Here is a 16633-nt window from a genome sequence, read left to right as displayed (position 1 = left end):
TATTTCACGTCAACAGTCTGCATCGGTAACATTGGTTAGATCAACGAAAAGAGATCCTGTATGCAGTAAGACGCAAAAAATTGTGAACGATTATCTAGCACATTGGTGGAGCGGGCTTTCGCCCGCTCAAGCTTTAAAGAAAACGGCTGCGTTCCCGTTCGATTTCATCTTTGGTGTAAGGATCGGCATTGGAGTCAAATCTTTGCCAGCCTTCCTCGACATAAAGTTTGCGTCGCGCATTGATATCCACCGGGCTGGCACCGGCTAAAATAGCGTCTGCTTCCGCGACGCGATCATCGGCAATGCGAGCGGTCACAAGTGAACCACCGCGACGAACGCCTTCAGCGTATAAGTGAGCGTCTTCTTCCGACACCCCGCTCTCCGTGAGCGCTCCGATGAGACCACCGGCGACCCCCCCGACAACTGCGCCTCCGACTGCACCGGTCAATGTTGCTGCGAGCCAACCTGCGGCCACGACTGGCCCAACGCCTGGAATCGCCATCAACCCAAGTCCTGTCAAAAGACCACCGGCACCACCGACAGCCGCACCTAGACCTGCACCAACCCCCGCGCCAGAGCCGGCATTACTCTCACCGTCATCGTCGCGGCGGTGGGATACAATGGAAATGTCGTCTGACGGGAACCCAGCGTTTTCGAGACGTGCCACGGCATCCTTGGCTGCTTCATAAGTGTCAAATAATCCGGTAACGGTTTTCATAGAAATCTCCCATGTTCAAATGGCGGACGGAAGCCAAACCTTCACATTGGCTTCTTTGTGACATTGCCCTGGTAGTCAAGCTGGACGTCCAGCTTCTCGTTACCTTTCATGGCAGAGGCTTCCCAGATGCCGTTTTCTTCGTTCAATTTAAGGCCGCTTACGCCCGTGTATCCTGCCTCCTCAATCCTTGATTTGGCCTGATCTTCTGTAAAGCTGTTGGCACCCTTAACCGGCGCGTCTGGATTGTTGCTATTGGGCGTTGCTACCGCTGGAGTTTCCGGAGAGGTTTTGCCGGTGTCCTGAGCGAACACAGCCGAAGGCGCGATGATACAAGCGCTTAAGAACGCTAACGTTCTGATTTTCATTGTATTTCTCCAGTGAATTAAGTAACAGACATGAAACTCCCGCTGGCGACATAAGTTCCAAAAAAGTTTTTTAAAGAGGGACCATCAGCGCTTCCCGCGGTGTTTTAGTTCACAGGAGAGTGGTTGCCAGAAAATCATATCGCTCGTTCTTGACCTTCACATTTGAAACGATCTACGTGCGATCACAGTAAGCGTTCGGTGCTGAGCGCAGCTCTCCTTGCTTGACGTTCCATGGAAACAGGTCGTCGACTTTGGGAATGCCCCTTACGATAGTGGTTAGTCTAGCCTTGAGAAAGGTAAAGCGAGCGATGTCGTTGAATTTACAGGTCTCGATCAGAGAAGGGATGCGACCTCAGGCGAAGCCGCCTTCGTCGCTGGGTGAAAACAGGTTTCAACCGTGACGCCGATGATTGGTGTCTGTTTCCGTTTGGCAGAGACATTTTTGTCCCGGTATTCCATTTCAACGACGGTTGCGCCGTCCAGGAGTCCCAACTCCCGTATGCAATGGACGTTCTTTCAGTTTTTTCCAACCCTCGGTTGGCCATAGACCGGAGCTGGAGCTATTACAGATGTCGAAAAAGCAAGCAATATTAATTTGATAGCGGCGCTCCCCTTCGTAAACTAAGACGAACGAACCATTAAGTGGCTAATATATCCCTAAAAACTGAAACAACGTCGCGCGGCTTATTCAGCAAGTCTCTCTTAAAATTTGGAACTTTTTGCCCGCAAGAATTGTTCATTAGCGCCATCCGTAATGGAGGAGACACGATAATGAACTCAATAATCTATCTCGTTGGTCTGGTTGTAATCGTTTTGTTTATCCTGTCATTTCTAGGGTTACGCTAATGGTTGATCAAAACTCAGTACAGAGCGATGGTAATCGCGGTTATGTAGACTGGCCAGCAATTTTTGCAGGAACAGTTGTTGCATCGGCCACCATGACAGTCTTGACAACGTTCGCGAGCGGACTCGGTCTCAGTTCGATATCGTTGGATAACGGAGGCGATATAAGCGTAGCGTGGTTGGTCATTACTGCGCTGTTTGTCATCATCTCGATGGTTGGTTCTTATATGCTGGGAGGCTATATCGCCGGCCGCATGCGAAGACCTGCGGGTACCGCTACTCGGGACGAACTGACCGTTCGTGATGGCTTGAACGGTCTGGCTGTTTGGGGCTTGGGAACATTAATCTCTGCGCTATTTGCACTTTCAATTTTATCTGGCGGCGCTAAAGCAGTTGGTGGCGCTGCCCAAACTGTCGCAGAAACAGCAGGAACCGTCATTGGAGGAACGGCGCAAGGAGCTGGCCAATTGGCCGGAGGACTAATATCTGGGGCTGGCAGTGCGGCCGGCGGCATTATCCAAGGCACTGGGCAAGCAGCAGCACCCTCCATTGAGCAAATGCTTCCCCAGGGATTGAAGGTCAATCCCGTCGACTATTTTACAGATACGTTGCTGCGAAATGATAGAGCACCCGCTTCTAGTGGGGAGGGTCAAAATGCTGCTGATTTCACCCGACAGGCAGGCAGCATTTTCTCCAACCTGCTCTCGACAGGCCAGATAACCGACGAAGATAAAGCTTGGCTCGTCCGTCAGGTTACGGCTCAAACGGGAATGAGTGAGACCGACGCCCAAAATCGCGTCAATCAGACAATCGAGCGGGTCCAGACCGTGAGAACGGAAGCGCAGAGGAAGCTCGATGAAGCGCGAAAGCAGATTGATGAGGCAAAAGAACAAGCCAGTAAGGCGCTTGAGGAAGCAAAAGCACAAGCATTGGAGACTGCTGAGAAGACCAAAATAGCTGGCATTCTGAGCGCCTTCCTTTTGGCTGCTTCAGCCTTAGTTGCCGCAGTGGCCGCCTATATCGGAGCAGTGCATGGTGGTCGTCACCGAGACGAAGGCCGAATTTGGAGCGGCTTAGCCTACCGTAGGTAGTTTCATCAATGTCCATGACGAGCCCCTTCACGCGGAAGCAGTGGAGGGGCTATTTCTGAGTACGGTCGACAATCCTCGTGGCGCTTGTTTGAGTCCTATCGGTGGGCACTGTTACCTTAACCTAAGTGTAAACATCAGTTGCGATGGCATAGGTTCATATCTCTTTATGGCGTTACGGAGCTAAATTACTGCGGGTGAGTAGCAGGACCCAGAATCTTGACTGGCAATCATCGCATCGCGAGAGTTCCTGGTTGGCTGACAGTCCCGTTCCATTCTGTACGACGATGGCTGTTTTGATATGCCCGGCCTTTCACCGCACAATAGATCAGAGCCCAAATAATCTTCGATCGATCATCCTGCAAATCATTTGATAGACGGTACTACTCTTGCGCCTCTCCGGATGATAACAACTGTCAAGGTTCATCAGGTGTGAAAATGGTATGGCTCTGAAATCGGCGACCCTTAAGGATGTGGCGGCACTGGCGAATGTATCGCGCGCTACGGCTGCCCGCGCACTCAACAGTTACGGTTATGTTGGTGATGAAACGGCGCAGAAGGTTCAGGCTGCTGCGGAGAAACTGGGATATAGAGGCAATCGACTGGCTCAGGCTCTGCGCAGCGGGCAGTTGCCAATTATCGGCTGCGTTCTTGGCGACATCCAGAATCCGTTCTTTGCAAAAATTGCCCATGATGTTGAAGTGCTGGCGCGAGAAGAAGGGCACAATCTCATCATTGCGAGCAGTGAAGAACAACTGGATCAGGAAAAATCACTGCTGGCCAGCCTGCAATCGTTGAGCATACGCGGTTTCATCGTCGCGCCGACATCAGCCGAAGACAGTTCGCATCTGCAACGGCTGATCGACGAAAACGTACCTCTGGTCCTGATCGATCGCGCAGCGCAGGGTGTCGCGTGCGACAGTGTCGTGGTCGACAATGAAGGTGGCGCGCGCAAGGCCATTGAATATCTGATCGAAATGGGGCATCGCGATATTGCGCTTTTGCAAGATGATGCACGCATCTTCACATCGCGCGAGCGTTTCAATGGCTATAAGACTGCGTTGCTTGCCCATGGCATCGAACCCAGCGAAAAATTGATCTGCGTCGCACAGTCGACGGTTGAGCATGCCGTGGATGCAACGATACGCCTGTTCAGTCAAAAAAAGCCTCCAACGGCACTTTTTACCGTCGACAGCTTGATGACACAGGGAGCGCTTTTAGCCTTCCGATCGATGGGAATATCGATTCCTCATGATGTCTCTCTGATCGGTTTTGATGATTTCAATCTGGCGACTTTTACCGATCCACAGATCACGGTCGTTTCCCAGCCTGTGTCGGAAATAGGTCGTGCTGCCGGCCGGCTTCTGCTTGAAAAAATAGCAGGAAAAAAGAGACTGCCAGAGAAAATAAGCTTTGAAACCAAGCTGATAGTCCGGGGTTCGGTCAGCCGTCGATGAGCCAACGAAGCTTGATTTTCTGCCTGTAAAAAAATTCTGAAACCTACTTGCCACAGGAAAAATCTTGTGCGCTAAATATATGTGAGATCGATCTCACATTGTCTCAACGAGTTACAGGCGCAAAACCGGTTCGGGCTTTTCTCGAGGTTTCAACTGCGCAAACGGGAAGGTAGTAATGCTCAACTTCGATAAAGATCGCTTTGTAAAAATACAGGGCGGCGCGGTCGCAATTGCAGAGGATGTACGCGCTCTGATGCGCAGGCTGCTCGACGATGGCCTGGAACGCATTTTCTTCATGGGGACGGGCGGCGTACAGTTTTTGACCCAGCCCGCAATCGAGATTGCCCGCAACGCAACCGTTTTCCCGGTGTCAGCGGCATTCTCCGCTCAGGTTGTTTTAGAAGCGCCCGCCGGGCTGGACGAAAAGGCACTCGTGATCCTTCCATCCCTGTCGGGGACGACCAAGGAAAGCGTGCAGCTTCTGGCATTCTTGAAAAAGAAGGGTGTTAAAACGCTATCGCTTACCGGTCACAAGGACACGCCTCTGGGCCTTGATGCCGATTACAACTTCACCAATTTTGCAGAGGACGACACTTCTTCAGAATCGTTTTACCTGCAGACCCTCTTGATCGTGCTGGCGCTGCTGGCTGAACGCGGTGAATTTCCAGAATACGACGAAACCGTCTCCGAGTTGAAGCGCCTTCCGGAACTACTGGTTTCGGTGAAGGAGAACTTTGAAGAAGGCGCAGCCGCGCTCGCGCAGGAAATAAAGGACGAGAAGTATCACATCTTCACCGGCGCTGGCACGGCGTGGCCAGAAGCTCACTATTACGGCATGTGCATTCTCGAAGAAATGCAATGGATCCGCACGCGTCCGGTTCATGCTTCCGACTTCTTCCACGGCACGCTCGAACTGGTTGAGCCAGGCGTCAGCCTGTTCATATTCAAGGGCGAGGATGCATGCCGTCCTTTGACGGACCGGGTCGAAAACTTCGCAAAGCGCTACACCGATAAGGTTCGTATTCTGGACGCCGCTTCTGCCAGCCTTCCAGGCATCTCCCAAAAGACACGCAGCCTGATCTCCCCAATCATCCTGGCAACCATGCTGGAACGTTTGAGTGCTCATCTGGAAGTGCTGCGTGATCACCCGTTGACCACGCGGCGCTATTACAAACGTGTCGAGTACTAAGAGCCGTCCCCGATCCGGTTATGCCGGATCGGGTTCCTGCATTCTGACGACATAAAGAAACAATAGCAAAAAGAGAGGAACTTCGAGATGAAATGCAAAACGCTTTTGAGCACAACAAGCCTTGCTTCACTCCTGATGTTTGGATTGTTGGCTGGCAACATGAATGCAGCTCTCGCCAGTGACGCTGTGGTTGCGGAACCTGATGCTCCCGTCGAATATTCTGGCACGTTGAGCATTTTGACGAAGTTCGGCCTTCAGCAACTTTCCCCCTATTTCGTCAACGCTGCCAAGGAATATGAGAAGCTTCACCCAGGCGTAAAAGTCGAGCTTATTCAGGAAAGCGACGACAGCGTGAAGGGGAAAACCAAGGCCCTGGTTGCGTCTAACTCGCTGCCAGATATCTACTTCACCTGGACTGGGAGCTGGGGCGAGAACTTTGTGCGAGGCAATCGTGCTGTCGATCTGACCAAGATTATTGGTCCCGACACGCCATGGGGCAAACAGCTTGCCCATGCAGCAGTCAGCGCATTCCAGTATAATGGCAAATTATACGGAATTCCGCTTTATCTGGATGCAAAGTTCATGGGCTATAACAAAGCCCTTTTTGACAAGGCCGGTGTGGCGGAACCGAAGAGTTTCGATGAACTGATCAGTGCATGTGCAGCTCTGCGCAAGTCCGGTGTGACGCCGATTTCGTTCGGTAACAAGGAAGGCTGGCCAGCTGTGCATTTTGCCGGTCAGTTGCTTGCCTATAATGTACCACAAGCGACGCTTGAAAAGGATTTCAATCCGAAGACGGCCGAATATTCGGATGCAGGCTATGTTGAGAGCCTGACACAACTGAAGAAGCTCATCGACGATTGTTCGGACGGCGCAGGTACAAACGGCTCATCCTATGCTTCGGCATTGCAGCAGTTCAGCAACGCCAAATCCGCAATGTACTATCAAGAAATTATCGAGTTTGATCAAAGCACGGCAGATGGTGCACTGAAGAAGGAAGACTTTGGCTTTTTCAAACTGCCAGCAGCGAAAGACGCAAAGGGTGATGTCAAATCAATCGAAGGTGCGCCTGAAGGCTATATGATCAATTCCGCGTCGAAGAACATTCCGCTGGCTGTGGATTTCATGAAGTTTATCACCTCGCCCGAAAACGGGAAGGTTTTGTCGGCCCCACCTTATGGGCAGCCAAGCGCCACTGTTGGCGGATATTCGGCTGAGAGCATGAACCCGTCTGTCGTTGAAGGTCTCAAGGTTATCGCGGATTCGTCCTATCTGATGCCGTGGCTTGATACGGCCAATCCACCGCGCGTTGCATCTGTCTGGCTTTCGGGCCTGCAAGCCCTGATTGGTGGATCCATGACACCGGAACAGGTCATGGAAAAGGTAAAAAAGGCTGCAGCCTCTTCCCGATAAGGATGTTATTGGCCGATGACTGTCATGAAGCGTGAATATAGAGGGGAGGCTGTCAAAAACGGCTTCCCCCTGCCGGACGGGTCGCAATTCGACAAGTCCGGTTTGCTGGCGAAGCTGCTGTCGTTCCGTTGGGTTCTGATCGCGTTCGTTTTAATCCTATGGTTTGTCTACTATCCCATCATCAACAACTTTATCGTCAGCACGACAAATCAGGATATTTTTACTGGCGAAACTGCCTTTGTCGGTCTGGATAATTATCGACGTCTGCAAGACGATCCGGTGATCTGGACGGCAATCTTGAACAACACGCTTTATGCTGTCATTTCGGTCGTGTTCCAGGTGTTCGGTGCATTCGTGCTCGCGGCGATCATTGAAGGTCTGCAACATGAAACATGGCGTAGGTTCTGGCGCGCTGTCTATTTCATACCATCAGCAATTTCGATCACAGTGACGGGGCTGTTGTTTTACTTTATCTATCAGCCCGATATAGGCCTGCTGGATTCCGCTTTTACCCATATGGGACTTGCCGCTTGGTCTCGGGCATGGCTGGGAGAAGAACAGACCGCGATCTACTCAATCATTGCCATGAGCCAGTGGCAGGGCTTTGGCTATTCAACTCTTCTATTTGCCATAGCAATCCAGAAGATCCCGCGCGAACTTTATGATGCGGCGACTATGGACGGCGCGGGTATGTGGCGTCGGCTGTGGAACATAACTTTTCCACTGACACGCGAAATGACCGGTCTCATGGTTATCGTTACGATTACCGGAGCGTTTCAGGTCTTCAACGAAGTCATGGTTATGACAGGCGGTGGCCCCAACAACAGCAGTCAGGTGTTGGGAACATGGCTCTATCAACAGGGCTTTATTGAAAATGACTTCGGTTATGGCGCTGCTATCGCTTCGGTAATTTTTATCATCACGCTGCTGACCGGCTTTGGACAGCTCTGGTATACCAGAAAGCGGAGGGTAGAACTATGAGCAACGCTCCCTATCAGTCGCGCGAGATGCAACCCACGGATTTTGTGCAGACGCTTGTGCGTGTCTGTCTGGTTACTTTCCTCATTAGTCTTGGTATCGTTGTAATCTATCCGCTGGTGTGGATGGCCCTGAATGGTTTTAAGACTAACTCCGAGATATTTGGTGAGCCCTTTGCGCTGCCAACAGGCTTCACGCTCGACAACTATATATCGGCGTGGAACCAGGGCATCAGGAACTATATTGCAACGAGCATCATCGTCACGCTGGTTTCGGCTGTCTGTACGGTTCTGGTAAGCGCCTGGACTGCTTATGGCCTGACGCGATCCAAACTGCCGGGCAAGCCGTTCTTTGTCGGTCTGGTGCTTGGCGGATTGATGTTGAGCCCAACGGTTGCGGTCATTCCGCTGGTGCGGATCATGCAAAAGCTTGGTCTCTACAACACCTATTGGGCGCTTATTATTCTCTATACCGCGTTTCGCATCCCGTTCACCACGTTTCTTATTCGCGCCTATATGCTTGGTCTTCCGCGCGATCTGGACGAAGCCGCCGTCATGGACGGAGCCAGTGAAGGTCAGATTTTCTGGCGTGTGACCTTACCTCTTTGCAAGCCGATACTCGTCTCGTGCGCAATCTTGCACGTTCTGTTTGCCTGGAATGAATATCTCTTCGCCATGATCTTCACCAGTGGTGCGGATGTGCAGACCCTGCCCGTCGGCCTTACATCGATCATGGCAAAACACGGAACCAATTATGCCGTTGTCTTTGCTGCAATGACACTTTCGGCACTTCCGATCCTGATCGTCTTCTTCGCCGCACAGCGTTTCTTCATTCGCGGGCTGGCGGAAGGCATCGGCAAATAGCGTGGTGGAAAATGTTAAAACGTGAACAGTTGATCGGTGCCAACTTTTCGTTCCAGCACTATCCCTTTCAATGGGTGGTCGAACAGCTTCGGCTGATGGGCTTTCAACGTATGGAACTATGGGGAATAGCCCCCCATCTTGATCTGTTTCATTCTGACCGGGCACGGCTTTCAGGTGTTCGGTCAATTCTGAATGATAACGGGATCAGCGTACATTGCTTCACCCCGGAACAGGTTCTTTATCCGGTCAACATAGCCTCGGGCGACGTAGCTTATCGTGAAAAGAGTGTTGAATGCTTTCTGCGAGCAGCCGATTTAAGTGCCGAACTGGGTGCGAACTACCTCTTCTTGACACCCGGACGGGGTTTTGAGTGCGAGAGCCGCGAAAGCGCGTGGAACCATTCGCTTCAGTCGTTGGAGAGAATTACGACACATGCGGCCAATCTGGGGCTTCGATGTCTGCTTGAGCCTCTACAGCGCACTGAAAGCAACATCGTCAATAATGCCGCCGATCTTGAACGTCTCTGGCAGGATCTGAATGCGGAAAATGTCGACCTGGTACTTGATCTGGTTGCCATGGCCGCGGCCGGAGATAAGGTTGGTGATTACTTTTCGAGATTTGGCAAACGTCTTGCCCATGTTCATGTCGTCGATGGAACACCGGCGGGACATTTGGCGTGGGGGGACGGAAATTTGCCACTTGACGGCTACCTTGCTGAAATCGCCCATCATTCATTCCAGGGTACATTGACCTTCGAGCCATTTGGAAACGGCTCATATGCACTGGATCCGGTTGCAGTCTGGCGGCGCTGCCTTGATGCGATTTCCCCCCACTTTGATACTGCGGAACGATGATGAAGAACGCAAATCTCAATCTTGTTGCTGTGGGTGACAACTGCCTTGATGCCTATTTGAACAAGGGGGTCGTTACTGTTGGTGGAAATGCCCTTAATGTTGCTGTGCAGTGGAAACGGCTTGGGGTCGGTGCCCGGTATATGGGCGCACTGGCACCCGACAGGGAAGCAGAGATCATGCTTGGTGTGATCGAAGATGTCGGACTTGCGCCAAGCGATATTGAAACTATTCAGGGAAATTCAGCTGTAACGCTTTTGACCGATAATGACGGTGAACGGCATTTTCTGTTTGAATCTCTGGGTGTTGGCGAAAACTACATTCCAGATCAGCAGCGGTATCAGGCTTTGCGCTCATCTGATTGGACCCATCTTGGGACCAATTCCAGTGAAAGACTGGTGCGTCAGCTTGTAGAGGACGGTGTCAGGTTCAGTGTGGATGTCTCTACCCGGCATTTTGACCTGACGCTTGAGGGCGTCCCGTTGGTTTTTGCATCAGGACCAGACGATCCGGACGAACCGGTGCAGCCATTGATTACACGATTCAAACGGGCCGGGGCTCAACAGGTCGTTATTACCTGCGGCAAACGCGGTTCTTTCTATGACAATGGACGCCAATTGTATTCCGCAGGTTCCGTACCCGTGAACGTGGTCGACACTTGTGGAGCTGGTGATAGCTTTATCGCCTCATTTCTGGTGGCGCTTTTCTTCGAAGGTTGTTCTGAAGAAGAGGCGCTGCAAAAGGCAGCTGTCAGTGCGTCTGAAACCTGCACGCACCCGGGGGGCTTTCCCCAGCCCTTGCAGTCAATCCCGCAATGGCTGCTCGACAAATACCACGAAGTGATTGCAACAGCGCAGAAGGTCTGACTATGAGCTCTATCACAATGAGACCTCCCGTTGTCGCGGCGAAGCAGGATCGTTCATTCTGGCTGCAAAGTATTGGCGCAGATCCGGTCACCGCACCTTTAACGGGTCAGCAGCAATGCGATATTGTAATCGTTGGCGGGGGATACGCCGGGCTTTGGACGGCACTGCGGATACGAGAACAAGAACCAAATGCGCGTATCACAATCCTGGAAGCAGATTTTTGCGGTTCGGGCGCATCAGGGCGTAATGGCGGACAAGTCCACAGCTGGTATGCTGAAATCGATATGTTGCGCGACCTTGTGGGCGACGAAGATGCGCGCATGCTTTGTCAGGCAACCTGCGATGCAATCGATGAGCTGAAAGCGCTGCAAGATTGCGGAACCATTGACATGGATCTGCGTCTTGATGGCTGGCTGTGGACCGCAAGTTCTGTCGCACAGGAAGGTGCATGGGCGAAAGCACTGGATATCTGTCAGGAATCCGGGTTCAACCCGTTCCAGACATTGAATGCGCATGACATTGAACGGCGCACTGGCTCCAGCGTGTCATATGTCGGTATTGTCGAGGAGCGGGCAGGGACTGTCCAGCCCGCCAAGCTTGCTCTTGGCCTTCGCAAGCTTGCGCTTTCCAAGGGGATTGTCATTCATGAAAAAAGCCCTGTTTTGGAGATCGTTCCGGGTGAGCGGCCCGAACTTAAAACACCAGACGGGACATTGATTGCCTCCAAAGTTGCTTTAACGGTCAATGCTTGGGCTTCCGCGATCCCTGAGCTTCATCCCTATCTTTATGTGGTTAGCAGTCAGCTGGTTGCGACTGCGCCTGCTGGAGATATACTCAAGCGTATCGGATGGACTGATGGTGCTTCGATCTGCGATGCGCAGCATCACGTGCTCTATTATCAGCGCACGACGTCGGATCAGGTCGTATTTGGACGGGGAACGGGTGGAATTGCCTATAATGATCGGATCGACGCGCGCTTTAATCGAAGCGGGGATGGCGGTGCAGACAACATACGTGAACTGCATCGCGTATATCCACAGCTAAAGGACGTACCTATCCTTCATGACTGGTGCGGTCCTATCGATTGTACGGCACAGCATCTGCCTGTGTTCGATCATCTAAAGCACCATCCGAATATCTTCTATGCTCTGGGTTTCAACGGGACCGGCATTGCACAGACACCTGTCGCTGGACGGATTCTTGCAAGCCTGATCCTGGGTCGCGTGGATAAATGGAGCGGATGCGGTTTGGTGGGGATCAAAAACCGCACCAGGCTTCCGCCCGAACCTGTGCGTTATCTAGGAGCGAAAATCGTCCGCGGGGCCATTCGAAGAAAGAATGACATCGAAATCCTCAATCGTGCCCCGGGCCCCATAACCAGGTTTCTGGCAAGCCTGGCTCCATGAGCAACACACCCCAAGCGAAATAAGAATAAAAGGAACGGGAACGATGGCCGAGCTGTCGCTGAAGAACGTACGTAAGTCATACGCCAACATGGAAGTGCTCCACGGCATTGATCTTGATATCAGATCCGGCGAGTTTGTTGTTTTTGTCGGCCCTTCGGGCTGTGGAAAGTCAACCTTGCTGCGCTCAATTGCTGGCCTTGAGACGATAACGTCGGGTGATCTCGTCATCGCTGGTGAACGTATGAACCATGTCGCTCCGTCGAAACGGGGTATTTCAATGGTCTTCCAGTCATATGCGCTTTATCCTCATATGACAGTTTATGAGAATATGGCTTTCGGTCTGCGTATCGCCGGCGTGGCAAAGGCAGAGATAGACAAACGGGTCAAGAAGGCGGGCGAAATTCTCCAGCTTGATGGCTATCTGCAACGTTTGCCAAAGGCCCTTTCGGGTGGGCAGAGACAACGTGTTGCAATTGGACGTGCGATTGTTCGAAACCCGCGTGTTTTTCTATTTGACGAACCCTTGTCCAATCTGGATGCCGCTCTGCGGGTGGCTACACGCATCGAGCTTGCAAAACTCAAGCAAAGCATGCCCGATGTCACGATGATTTATGTGACCCACGATCAGGTGGAAGCCATGACACTGGCTGATCGGATCGTTGTGTTCAGGGATGGCAATATCGAGCAGATTGGAACACCGGTGGAACTTTACAAAAAGCCAGCCAATCTTTTCGTTGCCCAGTTTATTGGTTCTCCCGCAATGAATATGCTTGCGGGCACGATATCGGAGGCGGCAGGACGCAATTACACCTGCCATCTCGACTGTGGGACGAAACTCGCACTTCAAGCCAATGATGGAAGTTTCGCGCTCGATGATAGAGTGAGCGTTGGAATCCGACCCGAGAATACCAGGATTGCCCGCGAGGAAACTGGCAGCCCCCTCTTTTCGGGAACCGTGGATCTTGTAGAGCATCTGGGCGAGGCGCAAATCCTTTACATCGACATGGTCGGTTCCGACACCAAATATCTGATCAAAACCCCTGAGGAAGCGGATTTTAGGCTCTCAGATACATTACGATTTACAGCTTCGACGAAGGACATGCATATCTTCTCCGCCAATGGAACAGCCGTTCCGGTTCAAGTAATCTAGAGTTTTGAGTATCATCTTTGGGCAGTGATTTCGGCGCAGCGGTATATAGTGCGGTTTTGAAAAGGTAACGCAGTGATCTCTGGCAAACGCAATTGATTGTCGTACGGTGTTGGTCGGAAAAGATCGTAGCGGCGAGCTCCGCATTATGGAGGCCATTCACCGTATAGCGAGCAGCCATGGCAATGTCGGGAACGGTAGTAGTCCCGGCCCAACTTCAACGAAGATTGAGCCGGGGTGCTGTTAGTAGTCGGTGATCTTTTTCATGTAGCGGCGACCGTCCAGCATGACCTGTTCACGTTTCGCCGCCAACTTATAGGCAAATTTCCAAAGAGCATCGAAGAAAATCAACGGCACGAAATATCCCTTGAAAGTGTCATCTATGCCAGCGAGATCGAGTTTCGCTGCATCCAGCACCAACATATTGTCCGGCTCGCCGAAACGGTACAGGAAATCCCGGCCACGCTCGGCCAGCGCACGCGTTTCATCGAGCCCAATCATGACGACGAAACAGGCATTTTTATCGAGGACTTCGAATGGGCCATGGAAGAACTCATTGGCGTGGATAGCTTGCGAGTTGATCCACAGCATTTCCATGAGCACGCAGATGGAGAATGAATAGGCTGCGCCATAAACCGGACCGCTAGCCATGGTGTACACGACTTTTTCGCGGCCATAGCGCTCTGCATATCTGGTAAAGGTTTCATCAAAATGCTGCTGACCGCGTTCAATGGCCGGTTGCAGTGCCGGCAGGCTTTCCAGCAGTTTGGGCAGCAGGCTGGACTTGTCGCGTAAATCGACAACGCCCGCCAGCAACATGTAAAGCACGCTGTAATTGCTGTCGGCACCATCGATCGGAATGCCGGTGGTGTAGGACGCCTGGTATTGCAGCACGTGGTCGGCGGCGGCGGCGAGCGGCGATTGCGGATCCAGCGTCAGGGAGATCACGCAGGCGCCCCGGCGACGGGCATGTTCTGCCGCCCGCACCGTTTCCTTGGTGGTGCCCGTCTGGGAGCACAGAATGACAATGGCATCGCTGTTGAGGCGACGCGGGTCGCGTGTGACGAACTCGTCGCCATTATAGACATCAGAGGTCAGCAGTCCCGAATGGCGATCCAGAAAATACTTGCCCGGATGCATGATTGACAGCGATCCGCCGCAGGCAACCAGAAACACATGCGAAAAATCCCGCTGCGCAAGCGCATTCAAGGTTTCAGCAATATCGGTAGGAAGTTGTTTGGGCATTCTATTCCTCTTTTCAGCGTCTTGAAGAGCCCGGCTGTGCCGATCGGCAGCCGTTCCGGTCCAGTGCAACATTTCCCGGTACCAACCCCGCGATACGTTGACAGTTCTACTTTAGTGTGCGAACGTTCTCACATCTTGTCAATTGGGAAAATAAGAATGATCAAAATCGCGGCGATGGGCGATAATGTCGTCGATTGTTACATTTCGCGTCGGGAAATGTTTCCGGGCGGTAACTGTGTCAATGTCGCTATCCATATGAGCCGTTTTGGAGCCGAGGCGGCCTATATCGGCGTGGTTGCCGCAGATGCGGCTGGAAGGGTCATTCAGGCCGCACTGCGCGACGAGGACGTCGATACTTCGCATCTGCGCATGGAGGCCACAGGCAAGACGGCCTATTGCATCATTGGTCATCGCGGTAACAATGATCGCTATTTCATCCGCTTTGATCTCGGAGTGTCGATGTTTGAGCCGAGCGCCGCCGATATTCAGTTTGCGCGCCGGTTCGATGCCGTCCATATCGGTCAGTCGAGCGGCCTTGACGGCTGGCTGGATGCCATTGCGCCGCAACGTCTGTCCTATGATTTCTCCACCCGGCGCGACGTGGAACACTATCGGCGCATCGGCCCGAAATGCTTTCTAGCCGCTGTTTCGGGCGGTGAGCTTTCGCCGGACGAGGTTACGGCGACCATTGCCTGCCTGCGCGAGAGCGGCGCGGATTGGGTGCTGATCACCCGCGGCACCAAGGGCGCAGTTCTTGCCGGTGCGCAAGGGGTTTTCCATGCCGAAGCAACACCGATTGTGGCGGTTGACACGTTAGGCGCTGGTGACAGTTTCATCGCCCGCACCCTTTATGGCCTGGTGAAAGGCGAGGCGCCCGCAACATTGCTACAGGCGGCGTCACGCGTTGCTGCGGCGACATGTGGCCAATATGGTGGTACAGGTCATGCCGCGCCGATTGATCTCGGCGAGCCTATAGCCGAGTTGCAGGATTGAGCTCGCTGCGCGTGTCTTTTTGAGGTTAAGACCGGCCAGATCAACCGGGATGGCGGGCGAGCGAACAACGGGGCTGCCATTCGGCATGCAGCACGATATCCTGCTGCGCCCGATCGGCGCTATCGAGCCGCTCCAGGACCAGACGAGCCGCGGCTTCGCCAACCTCGAGCAGCGGCTGCCGGATTGCCGTCAGTTTAGGGGTAAAGAACGACATCCAGTCCAGATCGTCGAAGCAGACCACGGACAGTTGCTGCGGAATGGAAATATCGAGTTCGCTGATTGCCAGCATGGCGCCGGCTGACATCAATCCATCGGTGGTAAACAGCGCTGAAGGCGGGGTTTCCCGGGTCAGCAACGCGATGGCGTGCTGGCGGGCAATATCGATCGAATAGCTGCCCACCTGGGCAACGAGGCTCGGATCAAAGGCGATCCCGGCTTCCTCATGCGCTTCGATATAGCCGAGCAGACGTTGCCAGCTCGGATAAAGCGATGAAATATCGATTTTCTTGTGCTGGCGGTCGTGAAGAAATGCGTTGAGATTCTTGTAGCGGCCATGCTCGAGTTCCGCCAGTACGCCAATCCGACTATGGCCGTCGAGAATCATTTGGGTCACTGCGGCGTGGGCGGCCTGGCGGCCATTGACGGTCACCGAATCCGCCTTCAATCCCTTCACGCGGCGATCGATCTGAACCACCGGACAGCCGCTGGCAACGACATCGTGCAAGTGCTGCGCCTTGAGAATATCACAGGGCGCAATGATGATGCCGTCGGCCTGCTTTTCGCGCAGAAGATCCACTGCCTCCAGCTCACGATCGATCGATTCATCGCTGTTGGTGACGATCAAGCCAAAGCCGCGCGCACGAACCACATCGGAAATACCGCGCAGAATACTGGCGTAAAACGGGCTTTGCATGTCGCCCGCGACAACGCCTATGGTCTTGCTGCGCCCGGTGATAAGACTGCGTGCCAGCAGATTGGGGCGATAGCCCAGCATATCAGCGGATTTCTTCACCTTGTCGCGGATTTCTTCGCTGGTATAGCCATAGCCGCCCAATACACGTCCGGCGGTCGCGGTGCTGACGCCGGCCAGGCGCGCCACATCGGCAATGGTCGTCTTGTCGGCGCGTCGTCCACTCATGTCTGCGCGTTCCTTCCAAGCAGTTTCACGCTGCTCAATACCTGTACCGTTTCATAGGCGATGATGGGCCTGA

15 protein-coding genes are annotated in these 16633 nt (G+C 53.0%); 11 read left to right on the top strand and 4 right to left on the bottom strand.

All coding sequences use genetic code 11. The annotated features are described in order from the left end of the window. Nucleotides 1–133: 133 nt before the first annotated feature. Both ABDF71_RS26930 and ABDF71_RS26925 read right to left on the bottom strand, forming a co-directional pair. Nucleotides 134–718 (bottom strand): general stress protein, encoded by a 585-nt coding sequence (locus ABDF71_RS26930; protein WP_011982984.1) that lies wholly within the window; start codon nt 716–718, stop codon nt 134–136. A gap of 41 nt (nt 719–759) precedes the next feature. Beyond that, nucleotides 760–1083: a hypothetical protein gene (locus tag ABDF71_RS26925; protein WP_011982983.1), complete on the bottom strand. Its 324-nt coding sequence runs from the start codon at nt 1081–1083 to the stop codon at nt 760–762. A gap of 845 nt (nt 1084–1928) precedes the next feature. Here ABDF71_RS26925 and ABDF71_RS26920 point away from each other — a divergent pair. The 10 genes from ABDF71_RS26920 to ABDF71_RS26875 all read left to right on the top strand — a co-directional run bounded on the left by ABDF71_RS26920 (nt 1929) and on the right by ABDF71_RS26875 (nt 13187). Continuing rightward, nucleotides 1929–3017 (top strand): F0F1 ATP synthase subunit B, encoded by a 1089-nt coding sequence (locus ABDF71_RS26920; protein WP_258125251.1) that lies wholly within the window; start codon nt 1929–1931, stop codon nt 3015–3017. Between the two features lie 440 nt (nt 3018–3457). Further along, nucleotides 3458–4471: a LacI family DNA-binding transcriptional regulator gene (locus ABDF71_RS26915; RefSeq protein WP_151610650.1), complete on the top strand. Its 1014-nt coding sequence runs from the start codon at nt 3458–3460 to the stop codon at nt 4469–4471. Between the two features lie 175 nt (nt 4472–4646). Continuing rightward, nucleotides 4647–5660, top strand: a complete 1014-nt coding sequence (locus tag ABDF71_RS26910) for an SIS domain-containing protein (RefSeq protein WP_151610651.1) — start codon at nt 4647–4649, stop codon at nt 5658–5660. An 87-nt stretch (nt 5661–5747) separates the two neighbouring features. Then, a complete protein-coding gene (locus ABDF71_RS26905; RefSeq protein ID WP_151610652.1) occupies nt 5748–7073 on the top strand; it encodes an ABC transporter substrate-binding protein in 1326 nt (441 codons plus the stop codon). A 15-nt stretch (nt 7074–7088) separates the two neighbouring features. Then, nucleotides 7089–8054 (top strand): carbohydrate ABC transporter permease, encoded by a 966-nt coding sequence (locus tag ABDF71_RS26900; RefSeq protein ID WP_151610653.1) that lies wholly within the window; start codon nt 7089–7091, stop codon nt 8052–8054. Continuing rightward, on the top strand, nt 8051–8914 hold the full coding sequence (locus ABDF71_RS26895) for a carbohydrate ABC transporter permease (RefSeq protein ID WP_151610654.1): 864 nt from the start codon (nt 8051–8053) through the stop codon (nt 8912–8914). Before ABDF71_RS26900 ends, ABDF71_RS26895 begins: the two co-directional genes overlap by 4 nt. Before the next feature lie 11 nt (nt 8915–8925). Then, nucleotides 8926–9768, top strand: coding sequence for a sugar phosphate isomerase/epimerase family protein (locus tag ABDF71_RS26890; protein WP_258125287.1), 843 nt, complete (start codon nt 8926–8928; stop codon nt 9766–9768). Beyond that, nucleotides 9765–10631 carry a PfkB family carbohydrate kinase gene (locus ABDF71_RS26885; protein WP_258125288.1) on the top strand — a complete coding sequence of 289 codons (867 nt, stop codon included), beginning with the start codon at nt 9765–9767 and terminating at the stop codon, nt 10629–10631. The genes ABDF71_RS26890 and ABDF71_RS26885 overlap by 4 nt, the downstream gene beginning before the upstream one ends. A 2-nt stretch (nt 10632–10633) precedes the next feature. Next, nucleotides 10634–12037, top strand: a complete 1404-nt coding sequence (locus ABDF71_RS26880; RefSeq protein WP_312196805.1) for an FAD-dependent oxidoreductase — start codon at nt 10634–10636, stop codon at nt 12035–12037. Nucleotides 12038–12080: 43 nt separating this feature from the next. Beyond that, on the top strand, nt 12081–13187 hold the full coding sequence (locus ABDF71_RS26875; protein ID WP_258125290.1) for an ABC transporter ATP-binding protein: 1107 nt from the start codon (nt 12081–12083) through the stop codon (nt 13185–13187). A gap of 240 nt (nt 13188–13427) precedes the next feature. Here ABDF71_RS26875 and ABDF71_RS26870 read toward each other — a convergent pair whose 3' ends face one another. Then, a complete protein-coding gene (locus ABDF71_RS26870) occupies nt 13428–14429 on the bottom strand; it encodes an SIS domain-containing protein (RefSeq protein WP_151610659.1) in 1002 nt (333 codons plus the stop codon). Here ABDF71_RS26870 and ABDF71_RS26865 point away from each other — a divergent pair. Then, entirely contained in the window at nt 14361–15422 is a 1062-nt protein-coding gene (locus ABDF71_RS26865; RefSeq protein ID WP_255447027.1) for a PfkB family carbohydrate kinase, read from the top strand. The two genes, ABDF71_RS26870 and ABDF71_RS26865, sit on opposite strands and share 69 nt — an antisense overlap. A 40-nt stretch (nt 15423–15462) precedes the next feature. Here ABDF71_RS26865 and ABDF71_RS26860 read toward each other — a convergent pair whose 3' ends face one another. Then, nucleotides 15463–16560, bottom strand: coding sequence for a LacI family DNA-binding transcriptional regulator (locus tag ABDF71_RS26860; RefSeq protein ID WP_151610660.1), 1098 nt, complete (start codon nt 16558–16560; stop codon nt 15463–15465). Nucleotides 16561–16633 lie beyond the last annotated feature (73 nt).

Source organism: Ochrobactrum sp. WV_118_8, from assembly GCF_039631535.1.
GTDB lineage: Bacteria > Pseudomonadota > Alphaproteobacteria > Rhizobiales > Rhizobiaceae > Brucella > Brucella anthropi.
This window is presented reverse-complemented; position numbering and strand designations above follow the sequence as displayed.